We start from the raw sequence: 21,022 nt of genomic DNA on the forward strand, positions 1-21,022 counted from the left end.
GAGCGGCGGCACTACCTAAAACGCAGTCCGCGCCCGCACCCGCAGAACCATAAGCAGGCTCACGCCGCGCACCAGCAGGAAGACATGCAGCGCCGCCCACAGGCCATTGTTGCCGAAGGTCGGCGCCAGGGTGAGCAGCGCGGCGCTGAAGGCGAGGAACGACAAGAGCATCATGTTGCGCATGTCGCGCGACCAGGTAGCGCCGATGAAGACGCCATCCATCTGGAACGCCAGCACGCCGCTGAGCGCGGTGAACGCCGCCCACGGCAGATAGGTGTCGGCAACCAAGCGGACCTCGGGCGATGTCGTGATCAGGCCGACCAGATCGACACCGGCCACCAGCAGCGCGACGGTGGCGACGCCCGACAGGCCGAAACCCCAAAACAGGGTCAGCCGCACTGCTTGCCGGAAGGGCGTTTCGGCGCCCGCGCCGATGGCGCGGCCGGCGAGTTGCTCGGCGGCGGTGGCGAAGCCGTCGAGGAAATAGCCGGCGATGAGGAAGAAGTTCATCAGCACCGCGTTGGCAGCCAGCGTCACCGTGCCGAACTGCGCGCCCTGGCGGGTGAACAGCGCGAAGGCGGCGAGCAGCGAGAAGGAGCGGATCATGATGTCGCGGTTGAGCGACAGCATGCGCCGGTAGGCCGGCAGGTCGAGGATGCGCTGGCGCGAGGGGCGCTCCAACCTCCGGAAACGACGCAGGACGATGGCGAGGCCGAGCAGCATGGCAAGGAACTCGCCGGTGACGGTCGCCCAGGCAACGCCGGCGACGCCCCAGCCGAGCTTCAGGCCGAGCAGGAAGCAAAGCGCGATGTTGATGCCGTTCAACACCGCCTGCAGCATCAGGCCAAGCCCGCCCTCGCCGCGCCCGAGCACGTAGCCGAGGATGGCGTAGTTGATCAGCGAGAAGGGCGCGGCGAGCAGCCTGATATGGACATAAACAGCCATCGCTTCGCTGACGCGCGGCTCGGCGCCCATGAACTTTTGCCCGCCTATGGCGATCAGGGGCGCAAGCGCGGCGAGCACGATGCCGGCGACGATGGCGATCAGCACGGCGCGCCAGAGCACCGCCTGCTCTTCCAGTGCGTCGCCGCGCCCGAACGCCTGGGCGACGAGGCCGGTGGTGCCGGAGCGCAGGAAATTGAAGGTGGTGAAGACGACATCGAAGGCAAGCGCGCCCGCCGCCAGGCCGCCGAGCAGGGCGGCGTCGCCGAACTGGCCGACCACCGCCGTATCGACGATGCCGAGCAGCGGCGTCGTCAGATAGGCGAGCGTCATCGGCACGGCGATGGCAAGCACCGAGCGGTTGGTTACGGCGAAAGACCGGCCGCCGGCCGATGTCGATAGCTGATCCAGGACCTGGTCCTCAGGGCGGCTTGATCGGACGACCGATGTGCCCCAGTTTGCCGGTGCCGCGCAATCACGATCCGGCGTCGGCCAACCGAATCCCGAAGCTGGCATGCCGCTGCAGATCGTCCACCACCCCGGCTATGACGCCGGTTTCGCCGTCAACCACCGCTTCCCGATGAGCAAGTACCCGCTGCTGATGCAGGCGCTGGAGGCGCGCGGACTGGCGAGCCGCGACACGCTCGCCATGCCCGAGCCGGCGCCGGCATCGTGGCTGAAGCTGGCGCACGCGGCCGACTATGTCGACCAGGTCCTGGCCTGCCAGGTGCCGGAAAGGATCGAGCGCGAGATCGGCTTTCCGGTCGGTCCGCGGGTTTCGCTCAGGGCACAGCTTGCCGCCGGCGGCACGGTGCTGGCGGCGCGGCTGGCGCTGAGGCACGGCATCGCCTGCAACGCCGCCGGCGGCAGCCACCATGCGCGGCGCGCGCAGGGCGCCGGCTTCTGCACCTTCAACGATGTCGCCGTCGCCTCGATGGTGCTGCTCGCCGAGGGTGCCGCGAGAAACATCCTGATCGTCGATCTCGACGTGCATCAGGGCGACGGCACGGCCGATATCCTGAAGGATGAACCTCGCGCGTTCACCTTTTCCATGCATGGCGAGCGCAACTATCCGGTGCGCAAGATCGCTTCCGATCTCGACGTCGCGCTGCCCGACGGCACCGGCGACGCGGCCTATCTCGACAGGCTCGGCGGCATCCTGCCGGACCTGTCGGCCAGGGCGCGCTGGGACATCGTCTTCTACAATGCCGGCGTCGACGTCCACGCCGAGGACAGGCTGGGCCGGCTGTCGCTCAGCGATGACGGCCTGCGCGCCCGGGATACGATGGTGATCCGCCATTTTCGCCGGCTCGGCATGCCGGTCTGCGGTGTCATCGGCGGCGGCTATTCGACGGACGTGCCGGCGCTTGCCGCGCGCCACGCCATCCTGTTCGAGGTGGCGTCAGGCTTCGCCTGAAGGCGTTGTTGCTTGAGCATGATCTATTCCGAAAACCGGTTTCCACTTTTCGGGATCATGCTTCACTTCCTGTAGCTGGCGATCCTCAGCAGGATGAAGACCGGCACGACGATCGCCGCGCCCAAGAGGATGTAGCCGAGGAAACGGTCGATGGCATGGAAGCCGAGATTCCACAGGTCGAGGAAGAACTGGCGGATGCCGTAGTAGACGTCCATCGGCGACCAGCCGAAGGCGTGCATCACAAGGCCGACGAGGAACGAGACCACAAGCAGCTTGATCAGCACCCGGAGCGGTGAGTCACCGAGAAAGCGCGTCAGTGCGGACAAGTTCCGTCTCCACGTTTCGGCCGCCCCGATTCGGGAGGTCGATCACAGAAATACGCACTTGCCCGCCCGGCATCAAGCCGGCCGGATGCCGGCAACGGCCACGCTCACCAAAACCGCCAGCGCAAGATGCGGGCCCATGGCGGCCGTTCGCGATAGACTTCCCGGTAGCGCCAGAGCCGGTTGTAGCGGTTGCCGCCGCCGATGCCGAGCTCCGACACCGGGCCGCCACCCCGCTTGCGTTTGATCGCCACCAGTTCCTTGCCGTGCCGAAGGCAATGGCTCGGCTTCTGCCCCGGTTCGCCTGGCGGCAGCGTCAACTTGACCGCTTCTCCGACGACGAGGTCCTCCGGATCGCAGGTCATGGCGATGGCCTTGCCGAACAGCGTCGGGCCGGTCGGGCACAGGGCGGTCGGGCCGTAATATTCGCGTTTGACGTTGGCGCAGACCAGCTCGATGGCCTTGGCCATGGCCCTGTGGCGCATGGGGGCGGCGACCACGCCGAGGCTGGTGTCCCATGGCGTCGAGCTCAGGAAGTCGCGAAACACCGACAGGCGGCCCTGGTCGCGCGGAACGCCGCGCAGGAATTCATAGGAAAGGTCGGCGTAGACGCCGCCCCGTTCGTAGAGCAGGCAGTATTTGGCGAGGTCTGCCTTGTAGGTGTAGGGACGCAGGGTGCGGAAAGCCGACAGCACCTCGGCGTCGAAATGCGCCGCGATGAACTCACTCAATTCCGCTTCCCCGAACAGGACATGCTCCTCGCCCGGATGGGCGGCCTTGAACGAGCGGATGTTCTCGCTGACCCGTTCGGGAAGGTCAGCGCTCCGATCGTCGGTTATGAGAATGCTGAATAGCGGCATGAGCTCTCGATCGTCAGCGCGGGATGAACGCCGTCAGTTTCTCCCAGTCGCGCCACTGGTGCGGCCAGCTTTGCAAATAGGGCAGATGCCGATCTGCAAACTCCTGCGCGGCGCCTTGGATCATATCGGCCTTGTCCCGATGGCGGGCGAGATCGATCGGCCGCTCGACGACCACGTGCAGTTGGCCGGTGCTGTCGTCGCGCCCGACAAAGACCGGCAACAGCGGAGCGCCGGCGATCTTGGCCAGCCGGGGCGCACCGCTGGCCACTTCGATGCCCGATTCGCCTATTCGCGCCGTGACCAGCACTTCGCCCTCCCAGGCTCCGGCGGTTATTGAAACGAACTTGTTGGCGCGAAGCAACCGACGGGCCTCGTTCATGCTGGCAGCTGGGTCGGCGCGGTCGATGACGACGCGGCCGGCGGCGTATCTCAGCTCCGCGCCAATCCTGATCGGGTTCAGGAAGCGGATGCCGAAACGCGACTTGGTGAAGCCATGCTCTGGCCGGCTGACGTGAAACACCTCGAACCCGGCCCTGGCGAAGGCGATCTTCGCCGCCAGCGCATTGAAGCTGAAATGCGCGATCCACAGCACCGCGCCATGGCCTGCATTTTGCGCGGCTTCGAGATGCTCGATGCCTTGCAGCGCAATGGCCGGGTTCCACCCACCGAGCCGCTCGCGCATGATCTGTATATGATGCTCGTGGCGCGTCGCGCGGACGCGGCGCAGATCGTCATCGCCGGCCAGTCCGAACGAACGAAGGGTCTGCAGGACCCGGCTGTCCTGTGCGGCGAACGATGCGCTCCCGAGCCGCTCCATGGACCGGCAAACGGCTGCCCATCCCCGCTCAGGAACAAGACAGGAAACAATCGCGAAGGCAGGAAGCTGCAGCAGGAATTTGAAATCTTCCGGCGCAAATATCTTCCTGGCCCCGGAGGCCCGTTTTCTCTTGCGTATGCTGAATTCCAAGCCGGGTCCCCACCCTCGCGCCGTGCTTGCGATGGCAGGTGAACAGCCGCCGATTCGCAAAGCGCACGCGCTTCTAGCACGCGCGGCGCCGGCGTCAAAAGCGCTGTTGTCGTCAGGGCGCGGCTTTGGCGATTGCCCGATGCCCGGCCCTCATGGTAACGAGGGCGCGCGCGGGTATGATGTAATGGTAGCCTGTCAGCTTCCCAAGCTGAACGCGCGGGTTCGATTCCCGCTACCCGCTCCAGCAAATCAATCAGCTTGCATGGAACTTGCCATAGGCCGCCGCGGGCCGCTGGCTGTTTGCCAGCACCCCGCACAGGGGCAGGTGCTTTGCCACCTCGTCGGCCTCCATCCGCACTATGGTGTGCGACAGGCCGCCATGTTCCTCGATCCATTGCCGGACCCAGTCGGGATATTGCGAGATCAGATAGTTGGCGGCGGCCGCGTTCTGCCGGCCGCCGACGCCGTAAGGCAGATGGAAGCCGAAGGAGGCACGCGGGCTCACGCAAAGCTGCTCGACGGGCAGCGACAGATAAAGCGTGCAGGCGCTGTCGCACGCCCCTTCAAAGCTCACCTGCTCGTCGGCGGCGCGCAATTCGGCAACGTGCAGCGCGAAGCTTATGATCTGGCCACCGGGATTGTCGCCGACTGTCTCGGCCTTCGCGGGCAACGCCGTCAGGATGGCGGCGAAGAGCCCAACCGCCATGGTCTTCAACGTCCATCCAGGCTTTACGGGCGGGAGATCGGTTTTCATCCTGTGTTCTCGTTCTCGCGTTTGTCTCGCGGGCGTCTACGCTAGATCAGGATGGTTAACATTAGGCATCGCTCATCAATCTTCCGATCGGTGTGTTACACTCGCGCGAGCACGGTTCCCCGAGAGGGGCGCTCTACGGCGAGGGAGGCGCCAGGAACCGCGCGACGAATTGTTCGGCCGGCAGGTCGAAGGCCGCCTTCTCCCGCATCAGCCTTTCGGTCGGCCAGTCCCACCAGCGGATTTTCTGCATGGCGGCGATCGTCCGGTCCGGGAACCGGTATTTGATGATTCTTGCCGGATTGCCGCCGACGATGGCGTAGGGCGGAACGTCCCTGGCCACCACGCTGCGGGCGGCAATCACGGCGCCGTCGCCGATGGTGACGCCGGACAGGACGATGGCGTCGGTGCCGATCCAGACATCATGGCCGAGCTTGATCGGGCCGTTCGTGCGCAGATATTCGAAGGTCGACCTGGTCTTGAATAGCTGGTGCTGCAGCGCGTAGTTCGCCGCCGTGTCCGTCGGGTGGTTTGCCTGGCAGAAGAAGCGGACGCCGGGAGCGATCGCGCAGAACGAGCCGATTTCGACCGGCGACTGTTCGGTGCAGTTGAAGAACGAATGCCCGTCCAGGCTCTTGGAGTGGCGGCCGATCCTGGCATGCGCCGGAATTGCGTTTGGGTCGGCCTTCAGGCCGAGCAGGATTCGCAGTTTCTTGAAAGCCATCGCTGGAGAGCCCCCACCCCGACGCAACGTTGGAATCCGGGCCCGCGACTTGTAAAGGGTGGATTTTGGGTTTTGAACATGCGCGAGGGAGGATGGCGCCGTCGGCGGCCGGGGCGGGTCAGCCCAGCGCCGTAGCGACTGCGCCAGCGGCCGTCATCCCACTTCGCGCAGGATGAAATCGTGCAGCATCTTGGCTGCCGGCGACAGCACGCGGTTCTTCGCCGTGATCAGGCTGTAGGGCCGGACCTCGATGTCGAACTCGGTCTGGACGACGTCGATGGCGCCGGCCAGCCCTTCGGGATTCTGGATGAATTTCGCTACCTGAATCGACACCGGCGCGATGGCGTCGGACTGCGCCACCATGACCAGAGTGAGCAGCAGCGAGCTGGTGTTGAGGATGCGGTCCGGGAGCGCGATGTTGCGGTTCAGGAAATTGCTTTCCATCGCCTGGCGCAGCGGCGAGCCGCCGGACTGGAAGACCCAGTCGTAAGCGGCGGTCTCCTCGAGCCGCACCGCCTTGCCCTTGCTCAGCGGGTGGCCGCGACGCACGATCAGGCAGGCCTTCTCGACGCCGATGACGCGCGATTCGAACAGGCGCGGATTGAGGTCGTCGGGAATGCGCGCGATGATGAAGTCGTGGCGCGACGCGATCAACTCGCGTGCCAGCACATTCGAGGTCTCGACCTGCATGGTGATCTCGATGCGCGGATAGAGGCGGCGGATTTCGCGAATCGCCGGCACCGCCAGCTCGATCGCCGGCGCCGTCACCGCGCCCAGGAACACCGACCCGCCCTTGCCTGCCTTGAGCTCGGAGATCTCTCGGTCGGCCTCGCGCATCTCGAGCAGGATCGAGCGCGCGCGCCTGGCCAGCGCCTTGCCGTAAGGCGTCAACGTGATGCCGCGCGGCAGCCGCTCGCAAAGCTTGACGTCGAGCACCGCCTCCATCTCCGAAATCATGCGCGAGGCGGCCGGCTGTGAGATGTTCATCACCTGGGCGGCGGCGCTTACCCGGCCGTGATCGTCAAGCGCTGCGATCATGCGCATGTGGCGCAGGCTGAGCCCGCTGCGCAGAAGCGTTTCGCCGTCGCCCGGAAGTTCGTCGTAAGTGCCTGATACGCCATCAGGATTGCGCAGTGCCGCCATGCTTTGTCTCCGCTCCCGCGACGCCTTCGTCGACTTTCGCTATATACCAGTTTCGGTATAGCAACCATCAAAGATCGCATTTGACAGTTATGTCAAAGGGACACACCCTTCGCGCGTCCCGTGGCATGACGGTCGATGACGAGGGAGATCGTGTCGATCGAAATCAGCGTCGCGGGGCCGATTGGGAGGATACCGGAGATCGATAGACGACAGCAGCGCAGCTTGCGCTTCTGCTCGCCTGCGCGGCCCGCGAAGCCCCGAGGTGTCGCGTCCATCAACCAGGGAGAGTTACTGTGAAAATCATCAAGACACTGGCCGCCGTGGCGGCCCTTGGCATCGCGGCCATGACGCTGCCGGCGCATGCCGGCGAAGGCCTTGTCGGCGTGCTGATGCCGACCAAGACCTCGCAGCGCTGGATCAATGACGGCGATGCCGTCAAGTCGCAGCTCGAGGCTCTCGGCTACACCGTCGACCTGCAGTACGCGCAGGACGACATTCCGAACCAGCTCAGCCAGCTGGAAAACGAAATCACCAAGGGCCCGAAGGCGCTGATCATCGCCTCGATCGACGGCACCACCATGGCCGACGCGCTGCAGAAGGCCAACGACGCCGGCGTCGTCGTCGTCGCCTATGACCGCCTGATCAAGAAGACCGCCAACGTCGACTACTACACCACCTTCGACAATTTCGGCGTTGGCGTGATCCAGGCGAATTCCCTGGTCAAGGGTCTCAAGGAGCGCTTCCCGAACACCAAGCCGTGGAACGTCGAGCTGTTCGGCGGCTCGCCGGACGACAACAACGCCTTCTTCTTCTACAACGGCGCCATCTCCGTCCTGCAGCCGCTGATCGACGACGGCTCGATCAAGATCAAGTCCGGCCAGACCGGCATGGACAAGGTCGGCACGCTGCGCTGGCTCGCCGCTACCGCCCAGGCGCGCATGGACAACCTGCTTTCGGCCAACTACTCGGACGGCAGCCGCGTCGATGGCGTTCTGTCGCCCTATGACGGCCTGTCGCGCGGCATCACCGCCTCGCTGCGCGCCGTCGGCTACGGCACCGACGCTCAGCCCTGGCCGATCGTGACCGGCCAGGATGCCGAGACCGCCTCGGTCAAGCTGATCATCTCGGGCGAGCAGTACTCGACCGTGTTCAAGGACACCCGCGAACTGGCCAAGGCCACCGTGCAGCTGGTCGACAAGGTGCTCTCCGGCGGCAAGCCGGACGGCCTCGACGAAAAGACCTACAACAACGACGTCAAGGTCGTTCCCTCGATCCTGCTGACGCCGCATGACGTCGACAAGTCGAACTACCAGGCGCAGGTCGTCGATTCCGGCTACATCAAGGCCGACGAACTGAAGTAATTTCGGTTGCAAAGACAGGGGTCCTGCGCAACGCAGGGCCCCTTTTCGTTAACCAGCGGGACCGGTATTGTTTTTGCCGACCTGGTAGGAGTTTATTTCCCGATGACCTCGACGATTTTGGAGATGCGCGACATCACCAAGACGTTCCCCGGCGTGAAGGCGCTGTCGAACGTCAACCTCAGCGTCGAGGAAGGAGAGATCCACGCCATCGTCGGCGAGAACGGCGCCGGCAAATCGACGTTGATGAAGGTGCTGTCGGGGGTCTATCCGTCCGGCACCTATGAGGGCGACATCGTCTTTCGCGGCCAGGAATGCCACTTCAAGGGCATCCATGACAGCGAGCACATCGGCATCGTCATCATCCACCAGGAGCTCGCCCTGGTGCCGATGCTCTCGATCGCGGAGAACATCTTCCTCGGCAACGAGCACGCGACCTATGGCGTCATCGACTGGAACGCCAACGAGAAGCGCACCAAGGCGCTGCTCGACAAGGTCGGCCTCAAGGAAGACCCCAAGACGCTCATCACCAATATCGGCGTCGGCAAGCAGCAGCTGGTCGAGATCGCCAAGGCGCTGAGCAAAGAAGTGAAGCTGCTGATCCTTGACGAACCGACGGCTTCGCTCAGCGAAAAGGACAGCCAGGCGCTGCTCGACCTTCTGCTCGAGTTCAAGCGCCAGGGCATGACCTCGATCCTGATCTCGCACAAGCTGAACGAGGTGAACCGGGTCGCCGACAAGGTCACGGTGATCCGCGACGGACGCACCATCGAGACCTTGCCCAGGAAAGATATCAGCGAAGACCGCATCATCACCTCGATGGTCGGCCGGTCGCTCGACGACCGCTATCCGCCGCGCGAGCCGCAGATCGGCGAGGTCGTTTTCGAGGTCAAGGACTGGTCGGTCTACCATCCGATCCACGCCGAGCGGCAGGTGATCAAGAACGTCAACCTCAATGTGCGCAAGGGCGAAGTGGTCGGCATCGCGGGGCTGATGGGCGCCGGCCGCACCGAATTCGCGATGAGCCTGTTCGGGCGCTCCTATGGCCGGCACATCACCGGCGAGGTTTTGCTCGAAGGCAAGCCGATCGACATTTCGTCGGTGAGCAAGGCGGTGGAGAACCGCATCGCCTATGTCACCGAGGACCGCAAGACCTACGGCCTCAACCTCATCGACCACATCAAGCACAATGTGACTTTGGCCAATCTGGGCGGCGTTTCGAGCCGCGGCGTCATCGACGACATGCGCGAAATGAGCGTCGCCAACGACTATCGCAAGAAGACCAACATCCGCGCGTCCAGCGTCTATCAGCTGACCGGCAATCTTTCGGGCGGCAACCAGCAGAAGGTGGTGCTGTCGAAATGGCTGTTCGCCGACCCGGAACTGCTGATCCTCGACGAGCCGACGCGCGGCATCGACGTCGGCGCCAAGTACGAAATCTATACGATCATCGCCCGTCTCGCCGCCGAGGGTAAGGCGATCATCGTCATCTCGTCGGAAATGCCGGAGCTGCTCGGCATCACCGACCGCATCTATGTCATGAACGAAGGGCGAATGGTCGGCGAAATGGCGGCAAGCGACGCCAGCCAGGAAAAGATCATGCGCGCCATCGTTCGCGGAGAAGGAAAAAAAGCATCATGAGCACAGAAAGCGCTCCCGCGCCGCAGAGCGGCGCAGCCGAAGACGTCAAGCAGGGTCCGCGCATCGCCGTCTCGGCGCTGACGACGAACCTGCGCGAATACGGCCTGATCATCGCGCTGATCGTCATCATGCTGTTCTTCCAGTACACGACGTCGGGGACGTTGTTCAAACCGGTCAACCTCTCGAACCTTGTGCAGCAGAACTCGTTCATCATCGTGATGGCGCTGGGCATGCTCTTGGTCATCGTGTCCGGCCACATCGACCTCAGCGTCGGTTCGGTGGCGGGCTTCATCGGGGCGCTGGCGGCGATGATGATGGTCATCTGGCCGCTCGGCCCGCTCAGCAATCCGCTGGTGGTGTCAATCGTCTGCCTGATCGTCGGCGGCGCCATAGGCGCGGCGCAAGGCTACTGGATCGCCTATCACCGGATACCGAGCTTCATCGTGACGCTGGCGGGCATGCTGATCTTCCGCGGCATCTGCCAGGCGCTGCTGGGCGGCGGCTCCTCGGTCGGCCCGCTTCCCGACAGCTTCAAGGCGTTGAGCTCAGGCTTCATTCCCGACGTGATCGGTCCGCTGACGCTGATCCCGCCGACGGTGAATGCCGCCGGCAAGACCATCCTCGGCAGCGGCCTTACGCTGCACATGACGACGATCGTGCTCGGGCTGATCGCGGTGCTGGCCTATGCCTATTTCGGGCTGCGAGCCCGCCGCAAGCGTGAGCGTCACGGCTATGAGGCCGAACCCTTCCCGCTGTTCGTCATCAAGACCCTGGTCGGCAGCGCACTGGCGCTGTTCCTGGTCGTCCAGTTCGCGAGCTACAGGGGCCTGCCGGTGGTGCTGCTGGTGATGGGCGTGCTGATCTCGCTGTTCGTCTTCGTCACCAAGCGCATGACCATCGGCCGCCGCATCTATGCGATGGGCGGCAACGCCAAGGCGGCGCAGCTCTCGGGCATCAACACCGAGCGGCTGACGCTGCTGGTGTTCATCAACATGGGCGTGCTGTCGGCGCTCGGCGGCCTGATCATCGCGGCGCGCCTCGGCCAGGCGGTGCCCGCCGCCGGCCTCGGCAGCGAGCTCGACGTCATCGCGGCCGTCTTCATCGGCGGCGCCTCGGCGATGGGTGGCGTCGGACAGGTCATCGGCGCCGTGGTCGGCGGCTTCATCATGGGCGTCATGAACAACGGCATGTCGATCATGGGCGTCAATGTCGACTGGCAGCAGGTGGTCAAGGGCCTGGTGCTGCTCGGCGCCGTGATCTTCGACGTCTACAACAAGAACAAGGCCTGACAGGAGCAATTCCGGGAAAAGCGCATAGCGGTTTTCCCTCGGGATTGCGCAGAGACAAAATATTGGGAGCGGGTCGGCAGCTCAAGGCCGGACCGCTCCAGGCGAGGAAGGCAGGAGGCATACGGGTCTAGATCGCGATGCTGCCGGCAACCCGCCGGCGCCAAGAAGTCCCTGAGGACCGGGGCTCGCGAGCGCAATCCGGACGAACAGTTTCAACCGTGGCGCGGAACCGTTCCGGGCCGCGACGGTCAAGGTCTGCCGATCGGCGGCCGGGCCAAGGCAAAAGAGAGAGGGTTCATCATGCTGATCTCCCAGATCCTCGACGACGCCGAGACGATCCGCGTCGTCGCCCGCAACGGCGGCAAGACCCGGATCATCAACGGCGCTCGCAGCGTCTATTCGCTGGCGATGGAGGCGGCGCGCACCGGCACCGGCCTCGTGGCGCTGATCGAGCGCAAGGGTCTTGGCGAAACCATCGACCTCGACGCCGCCTACAAGAAAGGCCGGGTGGTGTCGCCGATCAATCATCCGGATCCGGCGCATCTGCATCTCACCGGCACCGGCTTGACGCATCTCGGCTCCGCCGCGACCCGCGATTCCATGCACAAGAAGCTGAGCAGCGACGGCGAGGAGCAGCTCACCGATTCCATGAAGATGTTCCGCATGGGGCTCGAAGGCGGCAAGCCGGCGAAAGGCCAGATCGGCGTGCAGCCGGAATGGTTCTACAAGGGCAACGGCACGATGGCGGTGGCGCCGGGCGCCGCGCTGATGTCGCCCGCCTTCGCGCAGGACGCCGGCGAGGAGCCGGAGATCGCCGGCATCTACGTCATCGGCGACGACGGCGCGCCGTTCCGCGTCGGCTTCACTTTGTCGAACGAATTCTCCGACCACGTCACCGAGCGCGTGAACTACCTGTTCCTCGCGCACTCCAAGCTGCGCAACGCCTCGTTCGGACCGGAAATCCTGATCGGCGATTTGCCGGCGGACATCAGGGGCTCATCGCGCATCTGGCGCGATGGCAAGCTGCTCTGGGAAAAGCCGTTCCTGTCGGGCGAGGCGAACATGTCGCACACCATCGCCAATCTCGAGCATCACCACTTCAAATACTCGGCCTTCCGCCAGCCGGGCGACGTGCATGTGCACATGTTCGGCACCGCGACGCTCTCCTTCGCCGATGGCGTCAAGACCGAGGCGGGCGATACTTTCGAGATCGAGGCGAGCGATTTCGGCCTGCCGCTGCGCAACCCGCTGGAAATCGAAAAGCCGGTCAAGGTGGCGGTGAAGGCGCTTTGAGGTGAAAGCGTGATCTCCCCCCTCGTGGGGGAGATGGTCGGCAGGCCAGGGGGGGGCGCTGTCCCGCCAGCGTTCGCAATCCAACCGGCTCTGCCTGCGGACTGTCTTCTTGGCTACAGGAGCGGTTGGCGATCCTTCGCGCCCCCCTCTGCCCTGCCGGGCATCTCCCCCACAAGGGGGGAGATTGGCAGCTTCAGCCGCTCAATAGATATCGAAGTCGAAATACTTGGCCTGGATCTTCTTGTAGGTGCCGTCGGCGACGATGGCATCTATCGCCGCGTTGAGCTTGTCGCGCAGCGCGGTGTCCTCGAGGCGCACGGCGATGCCGGCTTCCGTCTCGGTGCCCTTGACGTCGCCGACCAGCTTGCAGCAGCCGTCGCTCGACTTCTTCAGCCAGTCCACCAGCACGAACTTGTCGGAGATGACGGCGTCGAGCCGGCCGTTCTGGAGATCGGTGATCGCCTCTTCCTGGGTCGGATAGAGCTTGGCTTCGGCGCCGGCCTTGCCGTAGACGTCCTGGGCGAAGTCGGCCTGGGTGGTCGATGCCTGGGCGCCCACCGTCTTGCCGGCGAGCGCCGCCGGGTCGGTCGAGGTCAGTTCGCTGTCCTTCGGCGCGACCAGCGCAAGCGGCGTCGTATAGTATTTGTGGGTGAAGGCGACCTGCTTCTTGCGTTCCTCGGTGATGCTCATCGAGGCGATGATGGCGTCGAATTTCTTGGCCTGGAGGGCCGGAATGATGCCATCCCAGTCCTGGGTGACGATCTCGCATTCGACCTTCATCTGCGCGCACAGCGCATTGGCGATGTCGATGTCGAAGCCCTCGACCTTGCCGTCCGGCGTGATGGTGTTGAACGGCGGATAGGCGCCCTCGGTGCCGATCTTGATCTTTTCGGCGGCCTGCGCCGACAAGGCGCCGGCGCCGAGCGTCAGCATGGCGGCGGCGGCTGCCGATAGGATCCATCTGGATATCTGCATTTTCGTCTCCCTCTGTCAGGTTCTGGACCGGTGGCGCCAGCCAAGCATGGCGCGCGGGACCGGGCAAGCGGAGTCTGACGCGGGCGACGGGTCAGCGCGCGGCGCGGAAATGCTTGGAGAGCTTCAAGCCCTGCGCCTGGTAGTTGGAGCCAAGATCGGTGCCGTAAAGCGCCTGCGGTCGCTTCAGCATGTGCTCGTAGACCAGCCGCCCGACGATCTGGCCGTGATCGAGGATGAACGGGACCTCGTGGCTGCGCACTTCGAGCACGGCCCGGCTGCCGGTGCCGCCGGCCGCCGAATGGCCGAAGCCCGGATCGAAGAAGCCGGCATAGTGGACGCGGAATTCGCCGACCAGCGGATCGAAGGGCGTCATCTCGGCGGCGTAGAGCGGCGGCACGTGCACCGCCTCGCGGCTGACCAGGATGTAGAATTCGTCGGGATCGAGCACCAGCTCGCCGGCGCCGCTCTTGTAGAGCGGCTCCCAGAAGTCGACGACGTCCTGCGCGGCGCGCTTGTCGACATCGACGAGGCCGGTGTGATGCTTGCCGCGATAGCCGACCAGCCCGTCCTTGTCGCCATCGAGATCGATCGACAGCGCGATGCCGCCGCCGGAAATGTTGGGCGGCTCGGTGGCAACCAGCATCTCGGCATGGTGGAGATCGCGCAACTCGCTTTCCGACAGCAGCGCATTGCCGGTGCGGAAGCGAACCTGCGACAGGCGCGAGCCGGCGCGCACGACGATCGGGAAGGTGCGCGGGCTGACTTCGAGATAGAGCGGGCCATGATAGCCGGCGGCGATCTTGTCGAACTCGTGGCCGCGATCGGTCATCACCCGGGTGAAGATGTCCAGCCGCCCGGTCGAGCTCTTCGGATTGGCCGAAGCGGACACGTTCGAGGGCAATGCCAAGCCTTCCAGCAGCGGCACGATGTAGACGCAGCCCGTCTCCAGCACAGCACCGTCGACGAGATTGATCTCGTGCAGCTTCAGCCGGTCGAGCTTGTCGGCCACCAGATGATCGGGGCCGGGCAGGAAGGAGGCGCGCACGCGGAACGCCTTGTCGCCCAGCCTGAGGTCGAGGCTGGCCGGCTGGATCTGGTCGGCATCGAGCACGCGCGGCGACTTCAGCGCGCCGGACTGGAACAGCGCGGAAATGTCCTGATCGGGAAGAATGCCTGTCTGCCGCAAGGCTCCGCTCCAAGGCCGCTGGTACAAACCTCTTAATGAAGCCGGCAATTGACGCAAGCGCGGCGCGGGTCTAAAGGGTCGTTATCCCGTGGTGATTTGGCCGGTCGGCTTGCAGCCACGTTAAACAAGTCGCTAAAGGACCGTCGGGCCGCAAGGCCGTATGGACCGGTTGCGACTTTTCGCGGCCGGTTTTTTTTGTATCTGGAAGTAGAGCGATGACCAAGAAGCGTGACTGGAAGCCTCAGACGGCACTCGTGCATGGCGGAACGCTGCGTTCCGGCTTCGGCGAGACATCAGAAGCGATGTATCTCACCCAGGGCTATGTCTACGAGACGGCGCAGGCCGCCGAAGCCCGCTTCAAGGGCGAGGAGCCGGGCTTCATCTACTCGCGCTACGCCAATCCCACGGTCGACATGTTCGAAAAGCGCATGTGCGCCCTGGAAGGCGCCGAGGACGCTCGCGCCACGGCTTCCGGCATGGCGGCGGTGAGCGCCGCGCTGCTGTGCAGCGCCAGGGCGGGCGACCATATCGTGGCGGCGCGCGCGCTGTTCGGCTCCTGTCGCTGGGTGGTCGAAACGCTGGCGCCGAAATACGGCATCGAGGCGACGCTGGTCGACGGCACCGATATCGCCAACTGGGAAAAGGCGGTGCGGCCGAACACCAAGCTGTTCTTCCTGGAAAGCCCGACCAACCCGACGCTGGAAGTGGTCGACATCGCCGCCGTCGCCGCGCTCGCCAATTCGATCGGCGCCAGAGTGATCGTCGACAACGTCTTCGCCACGCCGCTGCAGCAGAAGCCGTTGCAGCTCGGCGCCCATATCGTCGTCTATTCGGCGACCAAGCACATAGACGGACAGGGGCGCTGCCTCGGCGGTATCATCCTGTCGGACAAGAAGTGGATCGACGAGAACCTGCACGACTATTTCCGCCACACCGGGCCGAGCCTGTCGCCGTTCAATGCCTGGACGCTGCTCAAGGGCCTGGAGACGCTGCCGTTGCGCGTGCGCCAGCAGACGGAGAGCGCCGGCAAGATCGCCGACTTCCTCGCCGAACGGCCGGAGATCGCCCGCGTCATCTATCCGGGCCGCGCCGACCATCCGCAGGCCGAGATCGTCAGGAAGCAGATGTTGGGCGGCTCGACGCTGATCTGCCTCGACGTCAAGGGCGGCAAGCAGGCGGCCTTCGCCTTCCAGAACGCCCTCGACATCGTGCTGATCTCCAACAATCTCGGCGACGCCAAGAGCCTGATCACCCATCCGGCGACGACCACGCACAAGAACCTCAGCGACGAAGCGCGCGCCGAGCTCGGCATCGGCCCGGGCACGCTCAGGCTCTCGGTCGGCCTGGAGGACACGGACGACCTGCTCGCCGATGTCGAGCAGGCGCTGAAGGCGGCGAAATAGGGGACCCGGGCGGAGGCCCGGTCAGGCGCTCGAGGGCGTCTCTTCCAGTTCGGCCACCTTGGTGCCGATGGTCATGGCGTTGCCGCGCCAGTCGACGGCGCCGCCCAGCCAGCCGCGCGCCCATATCGCCGGCAGCATCGCGTCGCGCACGATCATCGCCGCGACCGTGCGCGGCGACAGGTGCCAGCCGTTGGCCCATGCGAGGGCGCATTCCGGCAGGTACGCGAGTGCCAGCACGCAAAGCGTTGTGGCCGGCAGGCTGATGCCCACGTGGGCCGCCGCTACCAGTGCCAGGACAAGCGGCACCGCCGCACCGGTCAGGATCTCGGGCGCGAAGAACAGCGGGAAGGTGACGCGGCGCAGCCGCGCCCAGCGCGCCTGGCGCGACCAGATCTCGCCAAGCCTGCGCTCGCCGAGCGGCTGCTCGAAGGGCGAGGCGACGAGATGGACGCGAAGGCCGAGCCCGTTGACCAGCTTGGTCGCCGCGGCGTCCTCGGCGATCTCGGCGGCAAGCGCGCGGATGCCGCCATTGGCGTCGAGCATGGGCTTGTTCCACAGCATGCTCTTGCCCTGGGCGAAGCCGAGGCCAAGCGCCTCGCCGGCATATTGCCAGCGCGCCTGCAGCGTGTTGAGGAAGGCGCATTCGACCTCGGCCCAGAAGCCAGCCGGCCGTGAGCCGACCGGGGTCGAGCAGACGAGGCCGGTATCGGACCTCCACGCGGCCATCAGCTTATGGATATAGTCGCGCGGCATCAGCACGTTCGAATCGGCGAGGATCACCCAGTGGTGGCGCGCCGCCTCCCAGCCCTTGACGCAATTGTTCAGCTTCGGATTGGCGCTGACGCGGTCGTCGCCGACCAGCAGCCGGGCCGGCACCTTGGGAAACCGGGCAATTGCCCTGTTTATCAGCTTGATCACCGGATCGTCGGCATGGGCGACGCAGAAGATCAGCTCGTAGCGCGGCCAGTCGACCGTGAAGGCGCGCTGCAGCGTCTCCGCGGTAAACGGCTCGATGCCGCGCGAGGGAATGACGATCGACACCGGCGGCGTCCTGCCCACGGGCGCGGCCATGCCGCGCGGCGGCTTCAGCCGGCGCGCAGCAAGCAGGATGCTGGCGAGATTTGAGAGAAGCAGGGCTATGGAAAGCAGGGCGGCGGCCATGGCGATCAGTTCCATCGAGATCTGGTCACTCCGGAAAAGCCGGCCAGGAGATGGCCATCTTGAACAGGTCGACAGAGCGCTTGAGTCGCCCAGCACGGTCCGTGCACACCATCATTGTCGTGTGTCACTTAAATGACATTGTTTGCCGGCACGTGCGCATAAGGCGGAAGGGACAGGCGTCACGCATCGTTGACCCGACAGCGGAGTGCGCCGAAAGTTCCCGAACTGTTGGGGTAGCTCATGTATCGCGCCGTCACGCGCAACATCGAAGTGCAGGTCAGGCCGTTCTATCTGGAGGATCGCTCCGATCCTTCGGAGAACCGCTATGTCTGGGGCTACCAGGTGACAATCGACAACCGCTCGGACGAATTCGTGCAGCTGCTCTCGCGCTACTGGCACATCACCGACGGCAGCGGCCGGGTGGAGGAGGTGCGCGGCGCCGGCGTCGTCGGCGACCAGCCCGAACTCAATCCCGGCGACAGCTACCAGTACACCTCGGGCTGCCCGCTCTCGACGCCGTCGGGCATCATGGTCGGCCACTATACGATGCGAAACAAGCGCGGCGAGACGTTCAACGTCGCCATCCCCGCCTTCTCGCTCGACCTGCCGGGCACGCGGCGGACGGTGAACTAGTGGCCGCGTACGCTTGGCCGCCACCCCAACCGCACGCCAGGCAGCGGCTTGATGCACAGAATTGAAACAGGGTTGTTTCTGGGTCGGCTGCCGTTCGCAAGAGTTGGACAAGGACCGGAAAGCCTTCTCATCATCAACGGCGGTCAGGGGTTCATGATGAAACCCTGGCCATCCAGACTGGAAAAGGATGCCGGACGGCTCATCCGTATCCTTCCACCCAACACGAGCTTCGTGCTGATTGGCTACGATCCCGCACCAAAAGCCGATCCATCGCTCGAGGGCATGGCCAGAGACATCGCGGAGATCATCAGCGCCGACTTCAAGGAGCCAGCGAGCCTAATGGGCATTTCCTATGGCGGCGTTGTCGCCACGCAGGTGGCCGCGCGGTACCCGGACCTTGTAGGCAAGCTGATCCTGCTGGCGAGCGCGCATGGCTTTTCGGCCGATGGAAAGAGGCGGCTCAGGAAACAGATGCAATTCGCACAGGCCGGACAATTTCGCGCTTTGCTGAAGGAATTCGCAACGGTGTTCCGGCGGCCCTGGCTGAACCTTCTTTTGCGTCTTCGACTGAGGTTCGAAGCACGCAGCCTGGTTGCGCGGATGGGGGCGCCGAGTACGATCGTCCGCTATCTCCAAGCAATGCTCGACGACGATGTGACGGAAGAAGACCTCCGAAACATCTCGGCGAGGACTTTGATCCTCGGCGGTGAAAGGGACCAGTTCTTCGGCGGGATGATGGAAGCTACCGCGAGCGCGATCAGCGGCGCGAAGCTCATGGTGCTCGGGGACGAAACCCACATGGCTCCCGTCGAACGAGCCTCGGATGTCCGCAGGCACCTCCAGGAATTCATTTGACGCGGAGATCGGTGCGGCGCCTAGAGCGCGTCGAGCTGAAATAGATCAGGCGACGCGCTTAGTCTGGAAAGTGACCCTATTGAGCCGCGGCGAACTCTGCCGGGTCGAAGTCGTACTGCGTCGAGCAGAACTCGCAGGCGACATGGATGCCGCCCTCCTCGGTGCTGTCCTTGATCTCCTGGGCGGAGAAGCCGGCGAGGATGCCGCGGATCTTCTCGCGCGAGCACGAGCACTGGTCGGCAACCGGCACGCCGCCGAAGACGCGCACGCCGTGTTCGTGGAACAGCCGGTAGAGAAGGCGTTCGGTACCGACAGTCGGATCGATCAGCTCGGTCGGCTCGATGGTGCCGAGCAGCGCGAGCAACTCCTGCCAGGAATTGTCGGCCGGCTCATGGACCGCTTCGCGCGGATCGCCGTCGCCGCCGGAAATGTCCGGCACGCGCATGCGTTCCGGCGCCTTCGGCAGGAACTGCGCCAGAAGGCCGCCGGCGCGCCATTGCTCGCGGGCGCCACCGGGACCCGGCGTCACCAGCTTGGCCACCGACAGCCTGATGTCGGTCGGGATCTGCTCCGACTGGCGGAAATAGGTGCGCGCGGCCTCCTCAAGTGAGGAGCCGTCGAGCTGGACGATGCCCTGATAGCGCTGCGTGTGAACGCCCTGATCGATGGTCAGCGCCAGCACGCCGTTGCCGAGCAGCGTCTGCTGCGAGACCTCGCCGGCGGCGGCCAGCGCCTGCAACCGGTCGGCATCGAAGCGCGCATAGCCGCGCAGCGCATGCGGGGTGGAGAAATCCGCCACCAGCATGTCGACCGGCCCGTCGGTGCGGGTCTGCAGGATGAACTTGCCCTCGAACTTGAGCGAGGTGCCGAGCAAAACCGTCAGCACGCAGGCTTCCGCCAGCAGGCGCGCGACCGGCTCGGGATAGTCGTGGCGGGCAAGAATGGCGTCGAGCATCGGCCCGAGCTGCACGGTGCGGCCGCGCACGTCGAGCGGCGCGACCTCGAAGGGCACGACGTGATCGTCGCCGGCGTAGCCGAATTCGCCGAGTTGCGGGTGATGTTCAGTCACTTGACGGGTTTCCAACATGACAAAGCTCCGGGGCGCGGCCATGCCACCCTTTGGGGTGCATGCGTCCAAACGCGCTCGATTTGCGTGATGCGCCGCAGATAGGCATCACACCTCCGGAGATCAAGCTCCCAGACACCAGGCCAAAACCGCCTTCTGGGCGTGCAGGCGGTTCTCGGCCTCGTCGAACACCACCGAATGCGGTCCGTCGATGACCTCGTCGGTCACCTCCTCGCCGCGATGCGCCGGCAGGCAGTGCATGAACAGCGCGTCCGGCTTTGCCTTCGCCATCAGCGCCGCATTGACCTGATAGGGCAGGAAGACGTTGTGGCCGCGCGCGCGATGTTCCTGGCCCATCGACACCCAGCAGTCGGTGACGACGCAATCGGCCTGATGGACGGCCTCCTCGGCCGAGCGGGTGAAGTTGAGCTTGCCGCCATTGGCCTTCGACCAGCCGATGTGCTTCTCGTCCGGCTCGCTGCCTTCCGGCACCGCGACGTTGAGGTTGAAGCGGAAACGCGCCGAGGCCTCGAGCAGCGAATGCAGCACATTGTTGCCGTCGCCTGTCCAGGCGAAGGTCTTGCCGGCCACCGGACCGCGATGCTCCTCGAAGGTCATGATGTCGGCCATCAGCTGGCACGGATGGGTGTCGTCGGTCAGCCCATTGATGACCGGAACGGTGGCGTTCTCGGTCAGCTCCAGCAGCCGCTCATGCGAGGTGGTGCGGATCATGATGGCGTCGACATAGCGCGACAGCACCTTGGCGGTGTCGGCGATGGTCTCGGAGCGGCCGAGCTGCATCTCGGTGCCGGTCAGCATGATGGTCTCGCCGCCGAGCTGGCGCATGCCGACGTCGAAGGACACGCGCGTGCGGGTCGAGGGCTTGTCGAAGATCATCGCCAGCACCTTGCCCTCGAGCGGCTTGGTGCGCTCGCCGGCCTTGAGCCTGGCCTTTTGCACCACAGCGTCGTCCAGCATGACGCGCAGATCGCCTTCGGAAACGGCGGACAGGTCGGTAAAATGGCGAACGGACAT

At 64.9% G+C, this 21,022-nt stretch carries 20 protein-coding genes, 1 tRNA gene and 1 riboswitch; of the genes, 9 read left to right on the forward strand and 12 right to left on the reverse strand.

Annotation, left to right across the window (positions count from 1 at the left end):
- Positions 1-15: 15 nt before the first annotated feature.
- Complete coding sequence (locus tag PU724_RS08175) at positions 16-1,275, reverse strand: MATE family efflux transporter (RefSeq protein WP_426213158.1); 1,260 nt, start codon at positions 1,273-1,275, stop codon at positions 16-18.
- Between the two features lie 181 nt (positions 1,276-1,456).
- On the opposite strand from PU724_RS08175, the gene PU724_RS08180 reads away from it, so the two are divergent.
- A complete protein-coding gene (locus PU724_RS08180; RefSeq protein ID WP_320319795.1) occupies positions 1,457-2,359 on the forward strand; it encodes a histone deacetylase family protein in 903 nt (300 codons plus the stop codon).
- 62 nt (positions 2,360-2,421) lie between these two features.
- Here the strand turns inward: PU724_RS08180 and PU724_RS08185 are convergent, their stop codons facing one another.
- The 3 genes from PU724_RS08185 to PU724_RS08195 form a co-directional block, all read right to left on the reverse strand.
- Positions 2,422-2,685, reverse strand: a complete 264-nt coding sequence (locus tag PU724_RS08185) for a DUF6460 domain-containing protein (RefSeq protein WP_127286066.1) — start codon at positions 2,683-2,685, stop codon at positions 2,422-2,424.
- A 104-nt stretch (positions 2,686-2,789) separates the two neighbouring features.
- Positions 2,790-3,542, reverse strand: a complete 753-nt coding sequence (locus tag PU724_RS08190) for a glycosyltransferase family 32 protein (protein ID WP_135860478.1) — start codon at positions 3,540-3,542, stop codon at positions 2,790-2,792.
- A gap of 13 nt (positions 3,543-3,555) precedes the next feature.
- A complete protein-coding gene (locus PU724_RS08195) occupies positions 3,556-4,569 on the reverse strand; it encodes an LpxL/LpxP family acyltransferase (protein ID WP_354420178.1) in 1,014 nt (337 codons plus the stop codon).
- Positions 4,570-4,679: 110 nt separating this feature from the next.
- On the opposite strand from PU724_RS08195, the gene PU724_RS08200 reads away from it, so the two are divergent.
- A tRNA-Gly gene (locus PU724_RS08200) sits at positions 4,680-4,753 on the forward strand.
- Between the two features lie 9 nt (positions 4,754-4,762).
- On the opposite strand, the gene PU724_RS08205 is transcribed toward PU724_RS08200, so the two are convergent.
- From PU724_RS08205 to PU724_RS08215, 3 genes are all read right to left on the reverse strand, one after another.
- Positions 4,763-5,263, reverse strand: coding sequence for a hypothetical protein (locus tag PU724_RS08205; protein WP_320319793.1), 501 nt, complete (start codon positions 5,261-5,263; stop codon positions 4,763-4,765).
- Positions 5,264-5,396: 133 nt separating this feature from the next.
- Positions 5,397-5,984 carry a CatB-related O-acetyltransferase gene (locus PU724_RS08210; RefSeq protein WP_128272428.1) on the reverse strand — a complete coding sequence of 196 codons (588 nt, stop codon included), beginning with the start codon at positions 5,982-5,984 and terminating at the stop codon, positions 5,397-5,399.
- Between the two features lie 153 nt (positions 5,985-6,137).
- Positions 6,138-7,127: a LysR family transcriptional regulator gene (locus PU724_RS08215; RefSeq protein WP_128272426.1), complete on the reverse strand. Its 990-nt coding sequence runs from the start codon at positions 7,125-7,127 to the stop codon at positions 6,138-6,140.
- Positions 7,128-7,420: 293 nt separating this feature from the next.
- Here PU724_RS08215 and chvE point away from each other — a divergent pair, with 293 nt between their 5' ends.
- The 4 genes from chvE to araD1 all read left to right on the forward strand — a co-directional run bounded on the left by chvE (position 7,421) and on the right by araD1 (position 12,708).
- Entirely contained in the window at positions 7,421-8,488 is a 1,068-nt protein-coding gene (gene chvE / locus PU724_RS08220) for a multiple monosaccharide ABC transporter substrate-binding protein (RefSeq protein WP_127286060.1), read from the forward strand.
- Between the two features lie 102 nt (positions 8,489-8,590).
- Positions 8,591-10,126, forward strand: coding sequence for a multiple monosaccharide ABC transporter ATP-binding protein (gene mmsA / locus PU724_RS08225; protein WP_127286059.1), 1,536 nt, complete (start codon positions 8,591-8,593; stop codon positions 10,124-10,126).
- On the forward strand, positions 10,123-11,415 hold the full coding sequence (mmsB, locus tag PU724_RS08230) for a multiple monosaccharide ABC transporter permease (protein ID WP_127309987.1): 1,293 nt from the start codon (positions 10,123-10,125) through the stop codon (positions 11,413-11,415). The genes mmsA and mmsB overlap by 4 nt, the downstream gene beginning before the upstream one ends.
- Positions 11,416-11,715: 300 nt before the next feature.
- Positions 11,716-12,708, forward strand: a complete 993-nt coding sequence (gene araD1, locus PU724_RS08235; protein WP_127393684.1) for an AraD1 family protein — start codon at positions 11,716-11,718, stop codon at positions 12,706-12,708.
- A gap of 201 nt (positions 12,709-12,909) precedes the next feature.
- Here araD1 and PU724_RS08240 read toward each other — a convergent pair whose 3' ends face one another.
- Positions 12,910-13,683: an ABC transporter substrate-binding protein gene (locus tag PU724_RS08240; RefSeq protein ID WP_127309986.1), complete on the reverse strand. Its 774-nt coding sequence runs from the start codon at positions 13,681-13,683 to the stop codon at positions 12,910-12,912.
- 91 nt (positions 13,684-13,774) lie between these two features.
- The gene (locus tag PU724_RS08245; RefSeq protein WP_354420179.1) at positions 13,775-14,869 is read right to left on the reverse strand and encodes a 2'-deoxycytidine 5'-triphosphate deaminase; all 1,095 of its coding nucleotides are present in this window, start codon (positions 14,867-14,869) and stop codon (positions 13,775-13,777) included.
- Between the two features lie 78 nt (positions 14,870-14,947).
- A riboswitch (SAM riboswitch) is annotated at positions 14,948-15,025 on the forward strand.
- 59 nt (positions 15,026-15,084) lie between these two features.
- Here PU724_RS08245 and PU724_RS08250 point away from each other — a divergent pair.
- A complete protein-coding gene (locus PU724_RS08250) occupies positions 15,085-16,272 on the forward strand; it encodes an O-succinylhomoserine sulfhydrylase (RefSeq protein ID WP_354420180.1) in 1,188 nt (395 codons plus the stop codon).
- 21 nt (positions 16,273-16,293) lie between these two features.
- On the opposite strand, the gene PU724_RS08255 is transcribed toward PU724_RS08250, so the two are convergent.
- Positions 16,294-17,448 carry a ceramide glucosyltransferase gene (locus tag PU724_RS08255; RefSeq protein ID WP_354420181.1) on the reverse strand — a complete coding sequence of 385 codons (1,155 nt, stop codon included), beginning with the start codon at positions 17,446-17,448 and terminating at the stop codon, positions 16,294-16,296.
- A gap of 225 nt (positions 17,449-17,673) precedes the next feature.
- Here PU724_RS08255 and apaG point away from each other — a divergent pair, with 225 nt between their 5' ends.
- A complete protein-coding gene (gene apaG, locus PU724_RS08260; RefSeq protein ID WP_127285232.1) occupies positions 17,674-18,066 on the forward strand; it encodes a Co2+/Mg2+ efflux protein ApaG in 393 nt (130 codons plus the stop codon).
- A 51-nt stretch (positions 18,067-18,117) separates the two neighbouring features.
- The gene (locus PU724_RS08265; protein WP_354420182.1) at positions 18,118-18,921 is read left to right on the forward strand and encodes an alpha/beta fold hydrolase; all 804 of its coding nucleotides are present in this window, start codon (positions 18,118-18,120) and stop codon (positions 18,919-18,921) included.
- 76 nt (positions 18,922-18,997) lie between these two features.
- Here the strand turns inward: PU724_RS08265 and PU724_RS08270 are convergent, their stop codons facing one another.
- A complete protein-coding gene (locus tag PU724_RS08270) occupies positions 18,998-20,032 on the reverse strand; it encodes an Hsp33 family molecular chaperone (protein WP_320319791.1) in 1,035 nt (344 codons plus the stop codon).
- A 78-nt stretch (positions 20,033-20,110) separates the two neighbouring features.
- Positions 20,111-21,022, reverse strand: coding sequence for an ornithine carbamoyltransferase (argF, locus tag PU724_RS08275; RefSeq protein WP_354420183.1), 912 nt, complete (start codon positions 21,020-21,022; stop codon positions 20,111-20,113).

Origin of the sequence: Mesorhizobium abyssinicae, assembly GCF_049887195.1 — a bacterium.
GTDB lineage: Bacteria > Pseudomonadota > Alphaproteobacteria > Rhizobiales > Rhizobiaceae > Mesorhizobium > Mesorhizobium abyssinicae.